The organism is Poritiphilus flavus, from assembly GCF_009901585.1.
Classification (GTDB): Bacteria; Bacteroidota; Bacteroidia; order Flavobacteriales; family Flavobacteriaceae; genus Poritiphilus; species Poritiphilus flavus.
On sequence record NZ_WXYO01000001.1, the window covers coordinates 24,470 to 37,412 of the forward strand.

Sequence of the window (12,943 nt, forward strand, 5' to 3'; positions counted from 1 at the left end):
ATAAGATAAATAAGGGGAATTAATTTTGAGGTGAAAAGATACGAAAAAGCACTTATCCTTTAAAACCAAATTCTGCTAAAAAACAAAGCGATAAGTGGCCTTCAGCAAAAAGATATTCATAGGTTTCTCACCCCCAAAGACATTGTCTCCCAGACTACTCAGTAACCCATCTGCAGGGTTTCCGCTCTGAGAGATATCCTGAGACCATACCAGGAAGATCTCACTACCGGGAATGTATTCCCAGCGGATCACCAGATTGGATCTGAATTGAATAAAGGAGAAGTCGGGATTGTCGAAGGTAAAATCGGCTGTTCCATCCTGATCTTCATCTACGGAATAGACATCCTCCTCAAAAGAGATCTGGCCGGGATTGTAAACCGTTATACGATCTTCAAATACCTCAGCCAAAGGATCCGTTACATGCTTGAATTCCCTGTATCTCCCCCTTGAAATAAAGGGCTGCCCCCAATACTGTATGGTTAGGTTAGGGTTGATGGTGTAATTCAAACGAAAAGACATACTCAGCGTCCGTTGTTCTATAGTCCCGTTGAGGTATTGCGTCTGCCCGTCCACATCAATATTGTCTATATATTGCAACTTGTCATTGTTTATGGAGTATTGCGGGAATGCCGAGATGCGAAGGGCGTTGGTAGGCTGATAGGCAAAACCGGCTTCTATGGAATAACGGGCATAGGAATTGTCCAGGCCCCTGGAGCCATTGTGAAACATGCTAAACCTCAATTTCTTTCGCCTATCCGTATTAATGCTATTCCAAAATCCGATCTCCGGAGAAAGGCGAAGCCTTGGCCCTCCTCTCAGGGCAAAATTGTTGTACTGTATGGGTTCATAGTTGAATCCGGCATTCGTAAACCAGTTGTTCTTCCAGTTTTGCCAACTATTCGTATTAAATCTGAGGCTGTTCAGATTTCCTCCGAAATCCCATACGGCCCAATGGTTGTAATTGATGCCTACCCTTCTGAACGTACTGTCCGGTTTCAGCGTTTGATACCCGATCCAGGTATAATGCCTGAGATCGTCTGCCTGACGCTGAAAGCCAATATCGTTCAATTCCAGTTCCGGAGACCTCCAGGTGCCGCCAGTCTCAAACCTCCAGTGTCCGTTCCCGATCTTACCCAACTGCAGGTTTCCTCCGGTTCCGCTTAGTGAAGTCCGGGTACTATCTACACTAACATGGTCTGCCCCTACTCTTTGGAAGAGATGCGTTATGGTTTCCTGTGTGCCCTTGATGGCATCCGCACTACCCTCCACATGGCTCCAAACCAGGTTACCTCCAACATACCAGTCCCTGTCATTCCACTGGTGCTTGAAATCAAATCCGCCGGTATAGGCAGATCGATGCAGGAAATCTACATTTTCGGTAAGGGCATCGCGATTGGTGGCGGTAAACAGGCCTCCAACGAAGGTATCCCCGTCGTTGAAATCCTTTTGCAATCGTCCGACAAAGTAATTGGTGAGAGGTTCCACAATTTCTTTTCGTCTTTCGCCATTGTGATCTATTTTGGCATAGCGCTTGGCGGTCAGGCTTTCCAAGGCCCCAATAGACCATCCATCCTTGGTCTTTCCGCTGAATTTGGCCGCACCCAGTATGGTGGTATTTTCCGGTTGATCCACGAATTCTCCATCTTCCGTATCGGGAAATCCCTGGGGACTACGACCTATGCGTCGGGAATAGAAGACATTGTCAAAGCCAAAAGTATTCCCGGCCTCTGACTGGGATACATTAAAGTTGAAAATATTCTTGTTCTCCACAAAGAATGGCCGCTGTTCCCTGAAGAATATCTGGAATCCATCCAGAGCGATGGCCGAAGGATCCGCTTCTACCTGCCCAAAATCCGGATTGATGGTGAGATCCAGGGTAAGGTCGTTGGTGATTCCAATCTTGGCGTCAAGACCCGCGGTAATGGTGCCGTCATTACCATCCCTGAAGGGGTTGCCATCTTCGGCTTCAAAAGATTCCCCACGGGTTACAGTGTAGGGCTGTACTTCCAGCTGGTTCTGCGGTTCCAGATTCTTCAGGCCGTGTAACTCTCCAAATTCACTTACCCAACCAGGGGTATCAATGGGTTTGCGTTGCCAGAGCGAGCGCTCTTCCTCCCTGAAAAAACGCCTTGTGGATTGCAGGCCCCAGACCTGCTCCACGGCGTTTCCAAACTTCAGCTGGCTGAGAGGGATCCGCATCTCTGCCGTCCAGCCTTCTTCATCTATATTGGTTTTTACATACCAGATAGGATTCCAACTATCGTCCCAGTTGTTCCCGTTATTAGATACGAATTCATCGCCCTTCACGCCAGCAGCGGTGATCGTAAAAGAAAAAGAGGTACGCTTGTCGAAATAGCTGTCAATATTGATCTCCACCCAATCTCCGGAGAAGCCATCCCTGCGGGATAGTCTCCTTTCTATCTTTTCTGGCTGCGGATCATAGCACTTGAAGGCTACATAAAGGTTCTTGCTGTCATAAACGATACGGAATTTGGTTTCAACGCTGGGCGGGGTATTCTCATCCGGTTGGAATTCTACATAATCGCCGGCCCACTCCACCAAATCCCAGGCAGGATCCGTGAGCACCCCATCGATCACCGGGGGTCTTTCTGTACCAATATTATTGGTAACATAGATCTTTTTAGGGATGACCTCTGTTTCGGTTTTCTCCTGAGCCCGGGTTGACGGAATAAGGATGAATACTGCAAAGAGTATAACAAGGTTGGATTTCATGTCGACTGCGGTCTCTTGATTGATGCGAATTAAAGACCATCGAAATTCTGAACAGTTACACTAAAAGACACATTTTTAAGGTTTTTTTAACAAAATTTGCATAACAAGGCAAAGCCCAAAAACGAACTTGAAAATAAACGGAAACAACCGTTTGTAATTCAACTTAATAGTTGTACATTTGCAGCCCGTTAAACGGAATTGAAGAGTTTAATCAATAAAAATAAACGTAGTGGATACATTAAGCTACAAAACCATTTCGGCCAATAAAAAAACAGTAGATAAGCAGTGGTTATTGGTCAACGCTGAAGGACAAACTTTGGGTCGGCTTGCTTCTAAAGTGGCAAAGCTGTTAAGAGGGAAGCACAAGCCTAACTTTACTCCTCATGTGGATTGCGGAGATAATGTTGTGATAATCAATGCGGAGAAAATCTCCCTGTCCGGAAACAAATGGGAAGATAAAACATATATCCGGCACACGGGATATCCTGGTGGACAGCGTTCAAGGACTGCCCAGGAGCTTCTTGAAAAGAATCCTGCCAGCATCGTTGAGCGTGCGGTAAAGGGGATGCTTCCAAAGAACAAACTCGGAGCGGAACTTTTCAGAAATCTTCGTGTATATGCCGGCACTGAGCACGATCAGGAGGCGCAAAAACCAACTGAAATTAATTTAAACGACCTTAAGTAATGGACGTAATACATAAAATAGGTAGAAGAAAAACGGCCGTTGCCCGTGTATATGTTTCCGAAGGAAAAGGAAATGTAACCGTAAACAAGCGAGAGCTTAAGGACTATTTTACCACAGCCACTCTACAGTATAAAGTAATGCAGCCTTTTGCTCTTACGAATACCGAAGGGAACTACGACGTAAAAGTAAATGTTTACGGAGGTGGTATTACCGGACAGGCAGAAGCCGTAAGACTGGCATTGTCCAGAGCGCTTTGTGAGGTTGATGAGGAGCACAGACTGGCCCTTAAGCCGGAAGGTTTGCTTACCAGAGACCCGAGAATGGTGGAACGCAAGAAATTCGGACAGAAGAAAGCCCGTAAGAAATTCCAGTTCTCTAAGCGTTAAGATCAGAAACAGTATAATTAAAGTTGCTGCTTGCAGCGAAATAAAGCCTTTACAGGCGTAACCAAGGTTCATTGAAAGTCCTGTTCTCCAGGACACTTAAAATCTCAAAACCCGGTTCTTTTACACCCGGGTTTGAGTTCATTTAGTTTAGCATCTAAATGGCAGAGGCTTTCCCAAAACGGAATACCACTCTGCCATTGCTAATTCAAAAGAACGTAAACTAAGTATTAAAATGGCAAAAAAAGCTGAAGTAAAAGAACTTCTAGAAGCCGGGGTGCATTTTGGACACCTCACCAGAAAATGGAATCCGAACATGGCTCCTTACATCTACATGGAGCGTAACGGGATCCACGTTATCAACCTTTACAAGACAGTAGCAAAATTAGATGAGGCTAATGAAGCCCTCAAAAAAATTGCTGCGTCAGGAAGAAAGATCCTCTTCGTCGCAACCAAAAAACAGGCAAAGGATATTGTTGCTGAAAAAGTGGCTAATATCAATATGCCTTATATTACGGAAAGATGGCCAGGAGGAATGCTGACCAACTTCGTGACCATTCGTAAGGCGGTCAAGAAAATGGCCAGCATTGACAGAATGAAAAAAGACGGTACTTTCAATACCTTATCCAAGAAAGAGCGTTTGCAGGTAGACCGACTAAGAGCTAAACTCGAAAAAAACCTTGGCTCAATTTCTGAAATGACCCGTTTACCAGGTGCCCTTTTTGTGGTAGATACTATGAGGGAGCATATCGCGGTTAAGGAAGCCCAAAAGCTTAAGATCCCGATCTTCGCCATGGTGGATACCAATTCCGACCCAAGGCCGATAGATTTTGTGATCCCATCCAACGACGACGCTTCCAAGTCTATCGATATCATTATGACACAGGTAACCAATGCGGTAGCAGAAGGCCTGGCGGAACGCAAATCTGAAAAAGCCGCTGAAAAAGAGGGAGCTTCAGAAAGCACAGCCGCTGCGGAACCAGCAGTTGAAGAAGCTAAGGTAGAAGAGGTTCAAGAGGCGCCAAAGGCAGCTCCTAAGGCCAAGGCAGAAGAAATTGTTGAAGCTGCAGCTCCTGAAACTGTGGAAGAAGTTGTAGAAGAAGTAGCTGAGACGAAGGCGGTAGAAAAAGAAGAAGCAGCTACAGAAGCTGAGGCATCTGATAACGACCTTACCAAAATTGAAGGAATCGGACCTAAAGCTGCCGAAGCTCTTACCGGTGCAGGTATGAGCACTTTCGCTGACCTTGCCGGTGCGGATCCTGAAAAGATCAAGGAGATCCTTACTGCTGCCAGCTCCCGCATGGCTCATCTTGATCCGGGTTCATGGCCAAAACAAGCTAAAATGGCTGCCGAAGGAAAGTGGGATGAGTTAAAAGAATGGCAGGACAAGGTCAAGGCCGGAGTAGAAGAATAATAAGTACATAAATCATTCATTCACAACGATACCTTCGGGTGTCAAAACAATAAATAAAATGGTAAAAGTTACCGCAGCAGACGTAAATAAACTGAGAAAGGCCACCGGTGCCGGTATGATGGATTGCAAAAATGCATTGGTAGAAGCCGAAGGCGATTTTGATAAAGCCATTGAGATCCTTAGGAAAAAAGGACAAAAGGTTGCCGCGAAGAGAGCGGACAGAGACTCTTCCGAAGGTGCTGCAATTGCTAAGGTGAATGGCGATCACACCAGTGGAGTGATCATCTCATTGAACTGCGAAACAGACTTCGTTGCAAAAAACGAAAGCTTTGTTGCCCTGGCCAATGACCTGGCTGAACTAGCCCTTGATTTTAATAGTAAAGACGATTTTCTGGGTGCTGAATTCAACGGGCTTTCCGTACAGGAAAAGCTTACGGAGCAAACCGGAGTAATCGGTGAGAAAATAGAGATCGGAGGATTCAGAAAATTAAGTGCTCCTTTTGTTGGTTCATATATTCACGCCGGAAATAAGATTGCTACGCTGGTAGGTCTTTCCGAAGCTGTAGAAGGTGCTGCCATTGCGGCCAAAGACGTTGCGATGCAGGCTGCTGCAATGAACCCTGTTGCACTTAACGAGGATGGAGTAGATCAGTCTATTATCGACAAGGAGATCGAGATCGCCAAAGATCAACTCCGTCAGGAAGGAAAGCCTGAAAACATGTTGGAAAATATCGCCAAAGGTAAGCTCAAGCGTTTCTTCAAAGACAATACTTTGGTTAACCAGGCCTTTATAAAAGACAGCAAACAAAGCGTTGCACAGTATGTAAAATCAGTAGCTTCAGATCTTGAGGTTACCGGTTTTGAAAGAGTCGCACTGGGATAAGCTCAGTATACCAACACTTTTAGTACAAAGCCCTTTGACGCGAATGTCAAAGGGTTTTTTAATGCCTGATTTTCTGTCCAACGACCGATCAATCAGCCTGGTTCTATACCGCAACCTCTTGTAAACAGGACTGTATCAGGTCCAGGGTATGCTCAATATCCGCTTCTGTAGTAGCCCAGGAACACACACTTATCCTGATTGCTGCTGTCCCATTCCAGCTTGTCCCCGCTAACCAGCATTCCCCGGATTCCTGTATGGCCGCTACCAGGTTTTTGGTGATCTCTTCGGTCCTGGCGCGGACCAATACCTGGTTGAAGACCACCTCATTGAGCAATTCCAGGTCCATAGTGCTCAGACCGGCTTCTAATTGTTTGGCCCTCATATGAAATCCGGTGACCATATCGTCAATGCCCTGTTTTCCCAGATATTTCAAGGTGGCCCATAGTTCAATGGCGCGGGAGCGTTTAGACATTTCCGGGGTATATAGTAGCGGGTCTTTGTAGTCGCTGTAAATGATGTACTCCCCGCTTGCCTGCATAGCCGATACCAATGCCTCTTCGTCCTTGCACAGCACAATTCCCGAATCGTAGGGCGTATTCAGGGTCTTGTGCCCATCTACAGACCAGGACGAAGCTTTTTCTATTCCTCTGGTAAGGTGAGATCTGGATTTTGAGGCTGCTGCCCATAGGCCAAAAGCGCCGTCTATATGTATCCATGCACCGGCCTTGTTGGCCTTGTCGCAAATGTTTACAAAATCGTCAAAGCCTCCCGTATTTACATTCCCAGCTTGCAGGATCAATAGGCAACTGCTGTCCAGTTCCGGAATTTTCTCCGGTATGGCTCTACCCTGCTCATCCGAAGGGACCCATTCGATATTTTCGATCCCAAATCCAAGCATGGACAATGTCTTTTTAATGCTGGCGTGAATCTGTTCGTGGGCAACTATCCTGACCGCGGGTGCACCGTAAAGCCCCTTGGCGTTCACATCCCAACCCGCATTTTTTAATATTCTGAACCGGCCCGCGGCCAAGCCGCAAAGGTTAGCCATAGAAGTACCGCTAACAAAGCCGGCGACAGTACCCTGCGGCAATCCCAACAGTTCCACCAGCCACTTTTCACAAACCTGTTCCAGCTTGCTGTTTATGGGTGAAGTCAGGTATAACCCCCCGCATTGATCCCAAACATCGGCCAGCCATTTTACTCCAAGAGATGCGGGAACGGCTCCCCCGTTAACAAAACCAAAATACCTTCCGCCAATCTGTGCAATAGTGGCCGGTGTACCCCATTTATGTAGCTTTTCAAGAACTTCCCGGCCCGTAGAACTGCTTTCGTTCAGGGGCTCGTCAAAAGCCTGAAGGTTTTTTATGTTTTCCGGGGATGGAAAAACCGGCATTTCAGGAATTCCATCAATGTACTCATATGCGTAAGAACGGGCTTGTTCAAAAATGGATTTCTCTTCCATTTCCTGGAACATCTTTTGTTGATACTCTGGATGGCTCATACTTGTTAAATTGGATAATAGAAACTGCTTCGTTTTGACCGATTTAAAAGTACTGAATTAGCCATAAAAGACCTTGGATAATAGCGAATAGCAATAAGTCTTATTGCCTGATACGAGTTCTGGATCCAAAAAAAGCCAGCTGAGGTAAGTTCCAAGGGTTTGCGAACAAACTTCAGCTGACTTTGGCTTAGATATTTCTATTTGGTGCTATTTAGACTTTATCATGATATTGCCGTTAAAGCTTTTGAAGAGCATCTCCGGACCACCCCCATTTATGGTGCCCCTGACCCACTGTTCCACCTTTACCTTATAGACACCAGAGGAAGTGGATTTTTCTACGTTGGGTTCCTGTTTGGCGATCGCCATATCAAAATCGGTATAGATCTCCCCCATATCGGACTTTGCCTTTACATTCGCTTTGAGAGAAGATGGAAAAGTAATATCCAAATCGCCGTTCAAGCTGCTAAAGGCCATATTGGCACCTTGCGTAATATTAACAAAACTCACTATGATATCACCGTTTACCGTATCTGCGGAAACGGAACCACCGACTTCCTCACAAGTGATCTCCCCGTTTACGTTGGAGATCTCCATTTCGCCACTTACACCTTTCACAAGAATGTTCCCCTGGTTTACCGTTCCCAGTTTCAGGGAGAAGTCTTTCGGAACTTTTATCTCCAGGTTGGTAACCTTGTTCCACTGTTCATTGATGATCTTTACCTCATTGTTCTTTTCTTCCCCACTGATGTCCAGGGATGAGTGGTCTATGCGGCGGAGTCCGGACTTATCCTGCTTTTTTTCTTTATAGTGGGCTTTTCGGTTCCCGAAGGTAGCCTTTACCACTACCTCACTTCCTTCGTATGCTTCAACGTTTATGGAACCGTTAAGCTGCTCTACGGTTAGCTTTCCAGGGCTTCCCGGACTGCTCAAGGGTATGGAAAACAATTCTATCTCAGTATCCTGGGCCATCGCCAACAGCGGCAACGACAGGAAAACAACTAATAATATTCTAAAACTTTTCATGATCTCTCCTTTAATTTTTTGTAATAATCACATTGCCGTTAAGGGTTTCAAAATTGTGGGACAGCTTACCGCTGCCTATCTGTACTATAGGCCTGGATTCAAACTTGAACCTTCCCTTGCTGTCCGCATCGTTTTTAGTGGTTTTGGAATACTGTCGGGAAATATCAAAATCCGTATACAATTCTCCATTCATGCTCTTAAAACCAATAGCCGCGGACAGGTCTTGCTGATATTCGATATTGATATCGCCATTGAGCGAATAATAACTGGAAGCTTCGACCGGATTCTTCGCATAGGAGATCTTTACCTCACCGTTAATGGCGTGTACATCCGTTTTGCCGGTTATGTTATTAAGTTCTATTCCCCCATTTACATTGTTCGCTTTAAGGGATTTCCCGCGGGTATTGGATACGGCCAGTTCCCCGTCGTTGACTGTACTCACCACCAGGCTGGTGTTTCTGGGAACCCGGACCTTAAAATCCAGCTTGTGCGAATATTTCGGCTGATCGTGATTATTCCAGCACCAGTTGAAGCTCAGACCGTCTTCCTTGAAATTCATGTAAGGGGCATCAGGATGCACAATGATCCGGTTGGCTTCTTCGATAAAGTTTACTTTTAGCTCTTCTTTTCCGAGCTCCAGGTCTTCTGTATTCCTGGCTGAGATCTTTCTTTCGATCTCGAATAAGACGGTACTCCCATCGTATCCCTCCACGTCTATGGATCCAAAAACATTTTTAATGATCAGATTGTTTTCCCCGCTTCCGCTAAAGGCGACTTCTTTCTTGATCAGCTCCTTAAATTCCTTCTTTTGGGCCTGGAGCGGCTGCAGGCCGACCGTTGCCGTAAGGGCCGCGCATAGTACTGCTGTTTTCATTTCTAATTGCATTTAACTGTTCGTAATATTGATTGATGAATAAACCCCATTCGGGTATTTTAATTTGATTCGATATTATATGATCTGCTGTATGGAACTTTCCAGTTTCTTTTTAACCGAAGAGTCCAGAGATTTGCTCCTGATCAGTTTTTTAAATGGTTCGATAGATTTCTTCTCCTGAAGGGCTACCATAAGGTTGGCCAGTGTTACCTGCACAATGGGGGACTCCTGGGATACAATAGATTGTACCAGGCCTTCCCTGACAATAGGATTATCCAGGTAGTTGGTCAGTGATTCTATAGCTGCCAAACGCACGTTTACGTTCGGGTCGCTGTTCAATGTCTGCAACAAGGCCCTGATCACCGTTTCATCAACTTTTTGAATCTTATTGGCCTCGTTGATCCCCTGAAGTCGCTTATTTGCGGAAGGCTGCTCCAGCAAGGTAAGCACAAGTTGTTCGCGAACTGTCTCTGTTTCCGAGTCGACCACTTCGGGACTCTGCTGAACCGGATTGTCAATTGGCGCTCGGAGAAAAAATCCAATTGCCAAACCTATGGCCAGTAGCGCCAAACCGTAAGCGAATTGCGGCCTCCAGAGACTGACCATAAAATCCCTTATTTGACTTGCGAAACCAACTTTCTTCTTTGCCTTATCCTGTTCTTCGTACAGCATAGAGTAGAAGGAGGTATCCATCCGTTCCGAGGGTTCCGGAACTTCCAGGGAATCCAGCTGTGCCCAGGAATTCTGCAGCTGCTCAAACTGAATTTGAAAAGCCCCGTTGTCCTTTAGGAATACCTCAAACTCCTGTTTTTCCTTATCCTCCATCCTACCGGACAAATACGCGATTGCCTTATTTTCAAATACTTCTTCCTTCATAACTCTTTATTTTCCAATTGTAGAAATACGCTTCTGAGTTCTTTCAATGCCCGGTGAGCCTTTACTTTTGCAGCCCCTTCCGAGCAGCCAAGGATCTCCCCGATCTCACTAAACTTCAGTTCCCTGAACTTACTTAGCAGTAAAACTTCCCTTTTGTCTTCGGGAAGCCTTTGCAGAGCCAGGTTTAGCTGTACAACGCTTTCTTTTTTATCGATCTCTTCTTCTAATTCCATTTCATTTCCCCGATACTGCAAGCTTGAAACGTCTTCCTGAAACCTGCTGTTCTTATTCTTCCTGAAATGATCGTAATTAACATTTCGGGCCGTACGGAACATCCAGGCGGCAAAAGACCCTTCTCCTGTAAAGGTGTGCTTGTATTTAAGCATCCGAACAAAGACATTCTGCACCAGGTCTTCGCTTAAGGAAGCATTCTGGTTCATATTGTAAAAGAACCCGAACAACCTTTTCTTGTGCCTTTCGTAAAGTAGTCCCATCTTATCCAGGTCGCCTGTCTTTACTTTTAACATCAACGCATTGTCGGTCAGTGCTTGCAATCTCTTATAGTTTTAGGTCTTCAAGAGGGTAAACTCCCCTTTTCTGAAATGGTTACAAAATGTTTCAAATTTTTTTTTTAGTTAATAAGAAACAAAAAAAACGCGGCCCGTATCGAGCCGCGTTTGCTATTTTTTTTAAAACCTTGTTCTAACTTTTCATCCAGGCGTTTCTCAATTTCGTAGTAGCCTCACTACTTTCTTCCAATGGAATGATCCTTTCCACGTCTACCTTTGGAGTTCCGACCTTACCATTAAGTGTAATTTCTTCTTCGCCACGTTGTACTACCATGGTAATTTCAGTATCCGAGGACCATCCGAAACTCTCTCCGATTATGGGGCGTATGGCGTCCAGATCTATGTCCGTACCGTTAATATTTTTGATAATATCACCGGCTTCCGCTCCAAGATCCTTAAAAAAGGTGTTCAACGCGATCCCTTCCCGGATAAATATTGCGTTATCATTGGCCTGGTCTACGTCTATATAAGGTACATCGCCTCTGAGAAAATATCCACTGCTTTCTTCCTGGACCGTGCTGGTGAGTCCTACCCTCGAGAGGTAATCGCCGTAATCTATGGGTGTGTCCCCAATGACATGCGTATCAAAAAAGTCCCGAACTTCCGGATAGGTCATCTCCACAATCTCATCTATTAGTTTTTCATCTTCAAAAGGAGTATCGTTCCCATATTTATTGGAAAGTTCTTTCATCAACCACAAAACCCCTTTCTCACCATCGCTAAGTTCACGCAAGGTAATGTCTAAAACCATATTGATCAGGGCACCTTTTTCGTAAACATTTGCATAGTTTTCTTTATAAGGTTCCTCAAGTATGTTTTTGCTCATAACCGTAAAGGACATCGCATCGTCATAAGACTTGGCATTGTTGATCTTGTCCATGACCCTTTCGTAGAATTCGGTCTCATTTATGAGGCCCTGCTGGATCTGGAAGAGATTGGCGAAATATTCTACGGTCCCTTCGTACATCCACAGATGTTCCGACATCTTAGGGTCGTTAAAATCAAAATACTGAATCTCTTTAGAATGGACGTTCAAGGGGGTTACAATATGAAAGAACTCATGAGACACCACATCGACCATGGCCTGCTCCAGGGCATCTTTAGGCATTTGTTCCGGAAGCACCACTACTGTAGAGGTGTGATGTTCCAGGGCTCCGAACCCGCTGGCATCTGTGTCTGTCAGCGTAGACAAATACAACAAAATGTTATATTCACGGGTCCCGTCTATTTCTCCGAGGAACTCCTTTTGAGCGCTCATCATTGTTTCCATGCGCTTTTTCAGATCTTCGGCCGTATAGACCCCGTTTGGAGAATAAACACTGATATTAACCGTAATATCCTTAAGGGTTATTGAGGCGTTATTCGGTTTGGTATAGTGAATCGGGTTGTCGATCACTTCAAAGTATCTGTTGGCCAGAAATGTGGTATAGGTTTCTTCGGCCTCCTTTTCCTTAATTTTTAATGAAGTGGTATGAGCAAGTCCTTCGGGTGCTTTGATATGAATCTCATAAGGTACTTCCTTAAAACCATCAAAATAACCTACAAAACCGTGAAGATTCAGCATAAAATTCTCCCCAGCCTGAATATTGGTACCAGCTGGTGAAAAAACCGGTTCCTTTATCTCATTTTCGGTATCGTAAGTATCATTTACATAATAGGTTAGCTTATCCAGTTTTCTAGCATCGGAGATAGACCAGGTATTCTCGTCCAATTTGTTTAAGGTTAATTCTTCACCCTTGTAATCCAGGGCTTTTAGGCCTTCAATATACTTGCCATAGTTATCAGTACTATAAGTTCCTGGAACGGTCTTAGGAATGTAAAAGCTGATCTGATCACTGGTAAACGCACCTGGATCTATAGTCACCATCACCTTGTCATCCACCACATTTACGAGGTCCAGGGTGGCGCTGATTGGCATTTTTTCTACAGTAACCAGGTTCTGAGTTGCTCCACAACCGTACAGGAGTAACAACACGGATAAAGCACAGGCAAAATTTCTCAT

General features: G+C 45.1%; 11 protein-coding genes. 4 read left to right on the forward strand and 7 right to left on the reverse strand.

All coding sequences use genetic code 11. The features are described from left to right. Positions 1–75: 75 nt before the first annotated feature. Complete coding sequence (locus GTQ38_RS00085) at positions 76–2,733, reverse strand: DUF5916 domain-containing protein (protein ID WP_161433197.1); 2,658 nt, start codon at positions 2,731–2,733, stop codon at positions 76–78. 229 nt (positions 2,734–2,962) lie between these two features. Here GTQ38_RS00085 and rplM point away from each other — a divergent pair, with 229 nt between their 5' ends. The 4 genes from rplM to tsf all read left to right on the forward strand — a co-directional run bounded on the left by rplM (position 2,963) and on the right by tsf (position 6,098). Further along, positions 2,963–3,418: a 50S ribosomal protein L13 gene (gene rplM, locus GTQ38_RS00090; protein ID WP_161433198.1), complete on the forward strand. Its 456-nt coding sequence runs from the start codon at positions 2,963–2,965 to the stop codon at positions 3,416–3,418. Beyond that, positions 3,418–3,804: a 30S ribosomal protein S9 gene (rpsI, locus tag GTQ38_RS00095; protein ID WP_161433199.1), complete on the forward strand. Its 387-nt coding sequence runs from the start codon at positions 3,418–3,420 to the stop codon at positions 3,802–3,804. The genes rplM and rpsI overlap by 1 nt, the downstream gene beginning before the upstream one ends. 232 nt (positions 3,805–4,036) lie before the next feature. Beyond that, positions 4,037–5,215 carry a 30S ribosomal protein S2 gene (gene rpsB, locus GTQ38_RS00100; protein WP_161433200.1) on the forward strand — a complete coding sequence of 393 codons (1,179 nt, stop codon included), beginning with the start codon at positions 4,037–4,039 and terminating at the stop codon, positions 5,213–5,215. A 58-nt stretch (positions 5,216–5,273) separates the two neighbouring features. Then, complete coding sequence (gene tsf / locus GTQ38_RS00105) at positions 5,274–6,098, forward strand: translation elongation factor Ts (protein WP_161433201.1); 825 nt, start codon at positions 5,274–5,276, stop codon at positions 6,096–6,098. 103 nt (positions 6,099–6,201) lie between these two features. On the opposite strand, the gene GTQ38_RS00110 is transcribed toward tsf, so the two are convergent. The 6 genes from GTQ38_RS00110 to GTQ38_RS00135 all read right to left on the reverse strand — a co-directional run bounded on the left by GTQ38_RS00110 (position 6,202) and on the right by GTQ38_RS00135 (position 12,943). Further along, positions 6,202–7,599, reverse strand: coding sequence for a pyridoxal phosphate-dependent decarboxylase family protein (locus GTQ38_RS00110; protein ID WP_161433202.1), 1,398 nt, complete (start codon positions 7,597–7,599; stop codon positions 6,202–6,204). Positions 7,600–7,806: 207 nt separating this feature from the next. Further along, positions 7,807–8,622, reverse strand: a complete 816-nt coding sequence (locus GTQ38_RS00115) for a DUF4097 family beta strand repeat-containing protein (protein ID WP_161433203.1) — start codon at positions 8,620–8,622, stop codon at positions 7,807–7,809. Positions 8,623–8,632: 10 nt separating this feature from the next. Further along, positions 8,633–9,496 carry a DUF4097 family beta strand repeat-containing protein gene (locus GTQ38_RS00120; RefSeq protein WP_161433204.1) on the reverse strand — a complete coding sequence of 288 codons (864 nt, stop codon included), beginning with the start codon at positions 9,494–9,496 and terminating at the stop codon, positions 8,633–8,635. Between the two features lie 75 nt (positions 9,497–9,571). Next, complete coding sequence (locus tag GTQ38_RS00125; RefSeq protein WP_161433205.1) at positions 9,572–10,372, reverse strand: HEAT repeat domain-containing protein; 801 nt, start codon at positions 10,370–10,372, stop codon at positions 9,572–9,574. Then, positions 10,369–10,926 (reverse strand): RNA polymerase sigma factor, encoded by a 558-nt coding sequence (locus tag GTQ38_RS00130; protein ID WP_238857721.1) that lies wholly within the window; start codon positions 10,924–10,926, stop codon positions 10,369–10,371. The genes GTQ38_RS00125 and GTQ38_RS00130 overlap by 4 nt, the downstream gene beginning before the upstream one ends. Positions 10,927–11,074: 148 nt before the next feature. Continuing rightward, entirely contained in the window at positions 11,075–12,943 is a 1,869-nt protein-coding gene (locus GTQ38_RS00135; protein WP_161433206.1) for a M61 family metallopeptidase, read from the reverse strand.

Excerpts from the sequence above, each read along its gene's own strand:
- rpsB (WP_161433200.1), top strand. The coding sequence starts at position 4,037 with ATGGCAAAAAAAGCTGAAGTAAAAGAACTTCTAGAAGCCGGGGTGCAT.
- GTQ38_RS00110 (WP_161433202.1), bottom strand. The coding sequence starts at position 7,599 with ATGAGCCATCCAGAGTATCAACAAAAGATGTTCCAGGAAATGGAAGAG.
- GTQ38_RS00085 (WP_161433197.1), bottom strand. The coding sequence starts at position 2,733 with ATGAAATCCAACCTTGTTATACTCTTTGCAGTATTCATCCTTATTCCG.
- tsf (WP_161433201.1), top strand. The coding sequence starts at position 5,274 with ATGGTAAAAGTTACCGCAGCAGACGTAAATAAACTGAGAAAGGCCACC.
- GTQ38_RS00115 (WP_161433203.1), bottom strand. The coding sequence starts at position 8,622 with ATGAAAAGTTTTAGAATATTATTAGTTGTTTTCCTGTCGTTGCCGCTG.
- GTQ38_RS00135 (WP_161433206.1), bottom strand. The coding sequence starts at position 12,943 with ATGAGAAATTTTGCCTGTGCTTTATCCGTGTTGTTACTCCTGTACGGT.
- GTQ38_RS00120 (WP_161433204.1), bottom strand. The coding sequence starts at position 9,496 with ATGAAAACAGCAGTACTATGCGCGGCCCTTACGGCAACGGTCGGCCTG.
- GTQ38_RS00125 (WP_161433205.1), bottom strand. The coding sequence starts at position 10,372 with ATGAAGGAAGAAGTATTTGAAAATAAGGCAATCGCGTATTTGTCCGGT.
- rpsI (WP_161433199.1), top strand. The coding sequence starts at position 3,418 with ATGGACGTAATACATAAAATAGGTAGAAGAAAAACGGCCGTTGCCCGT.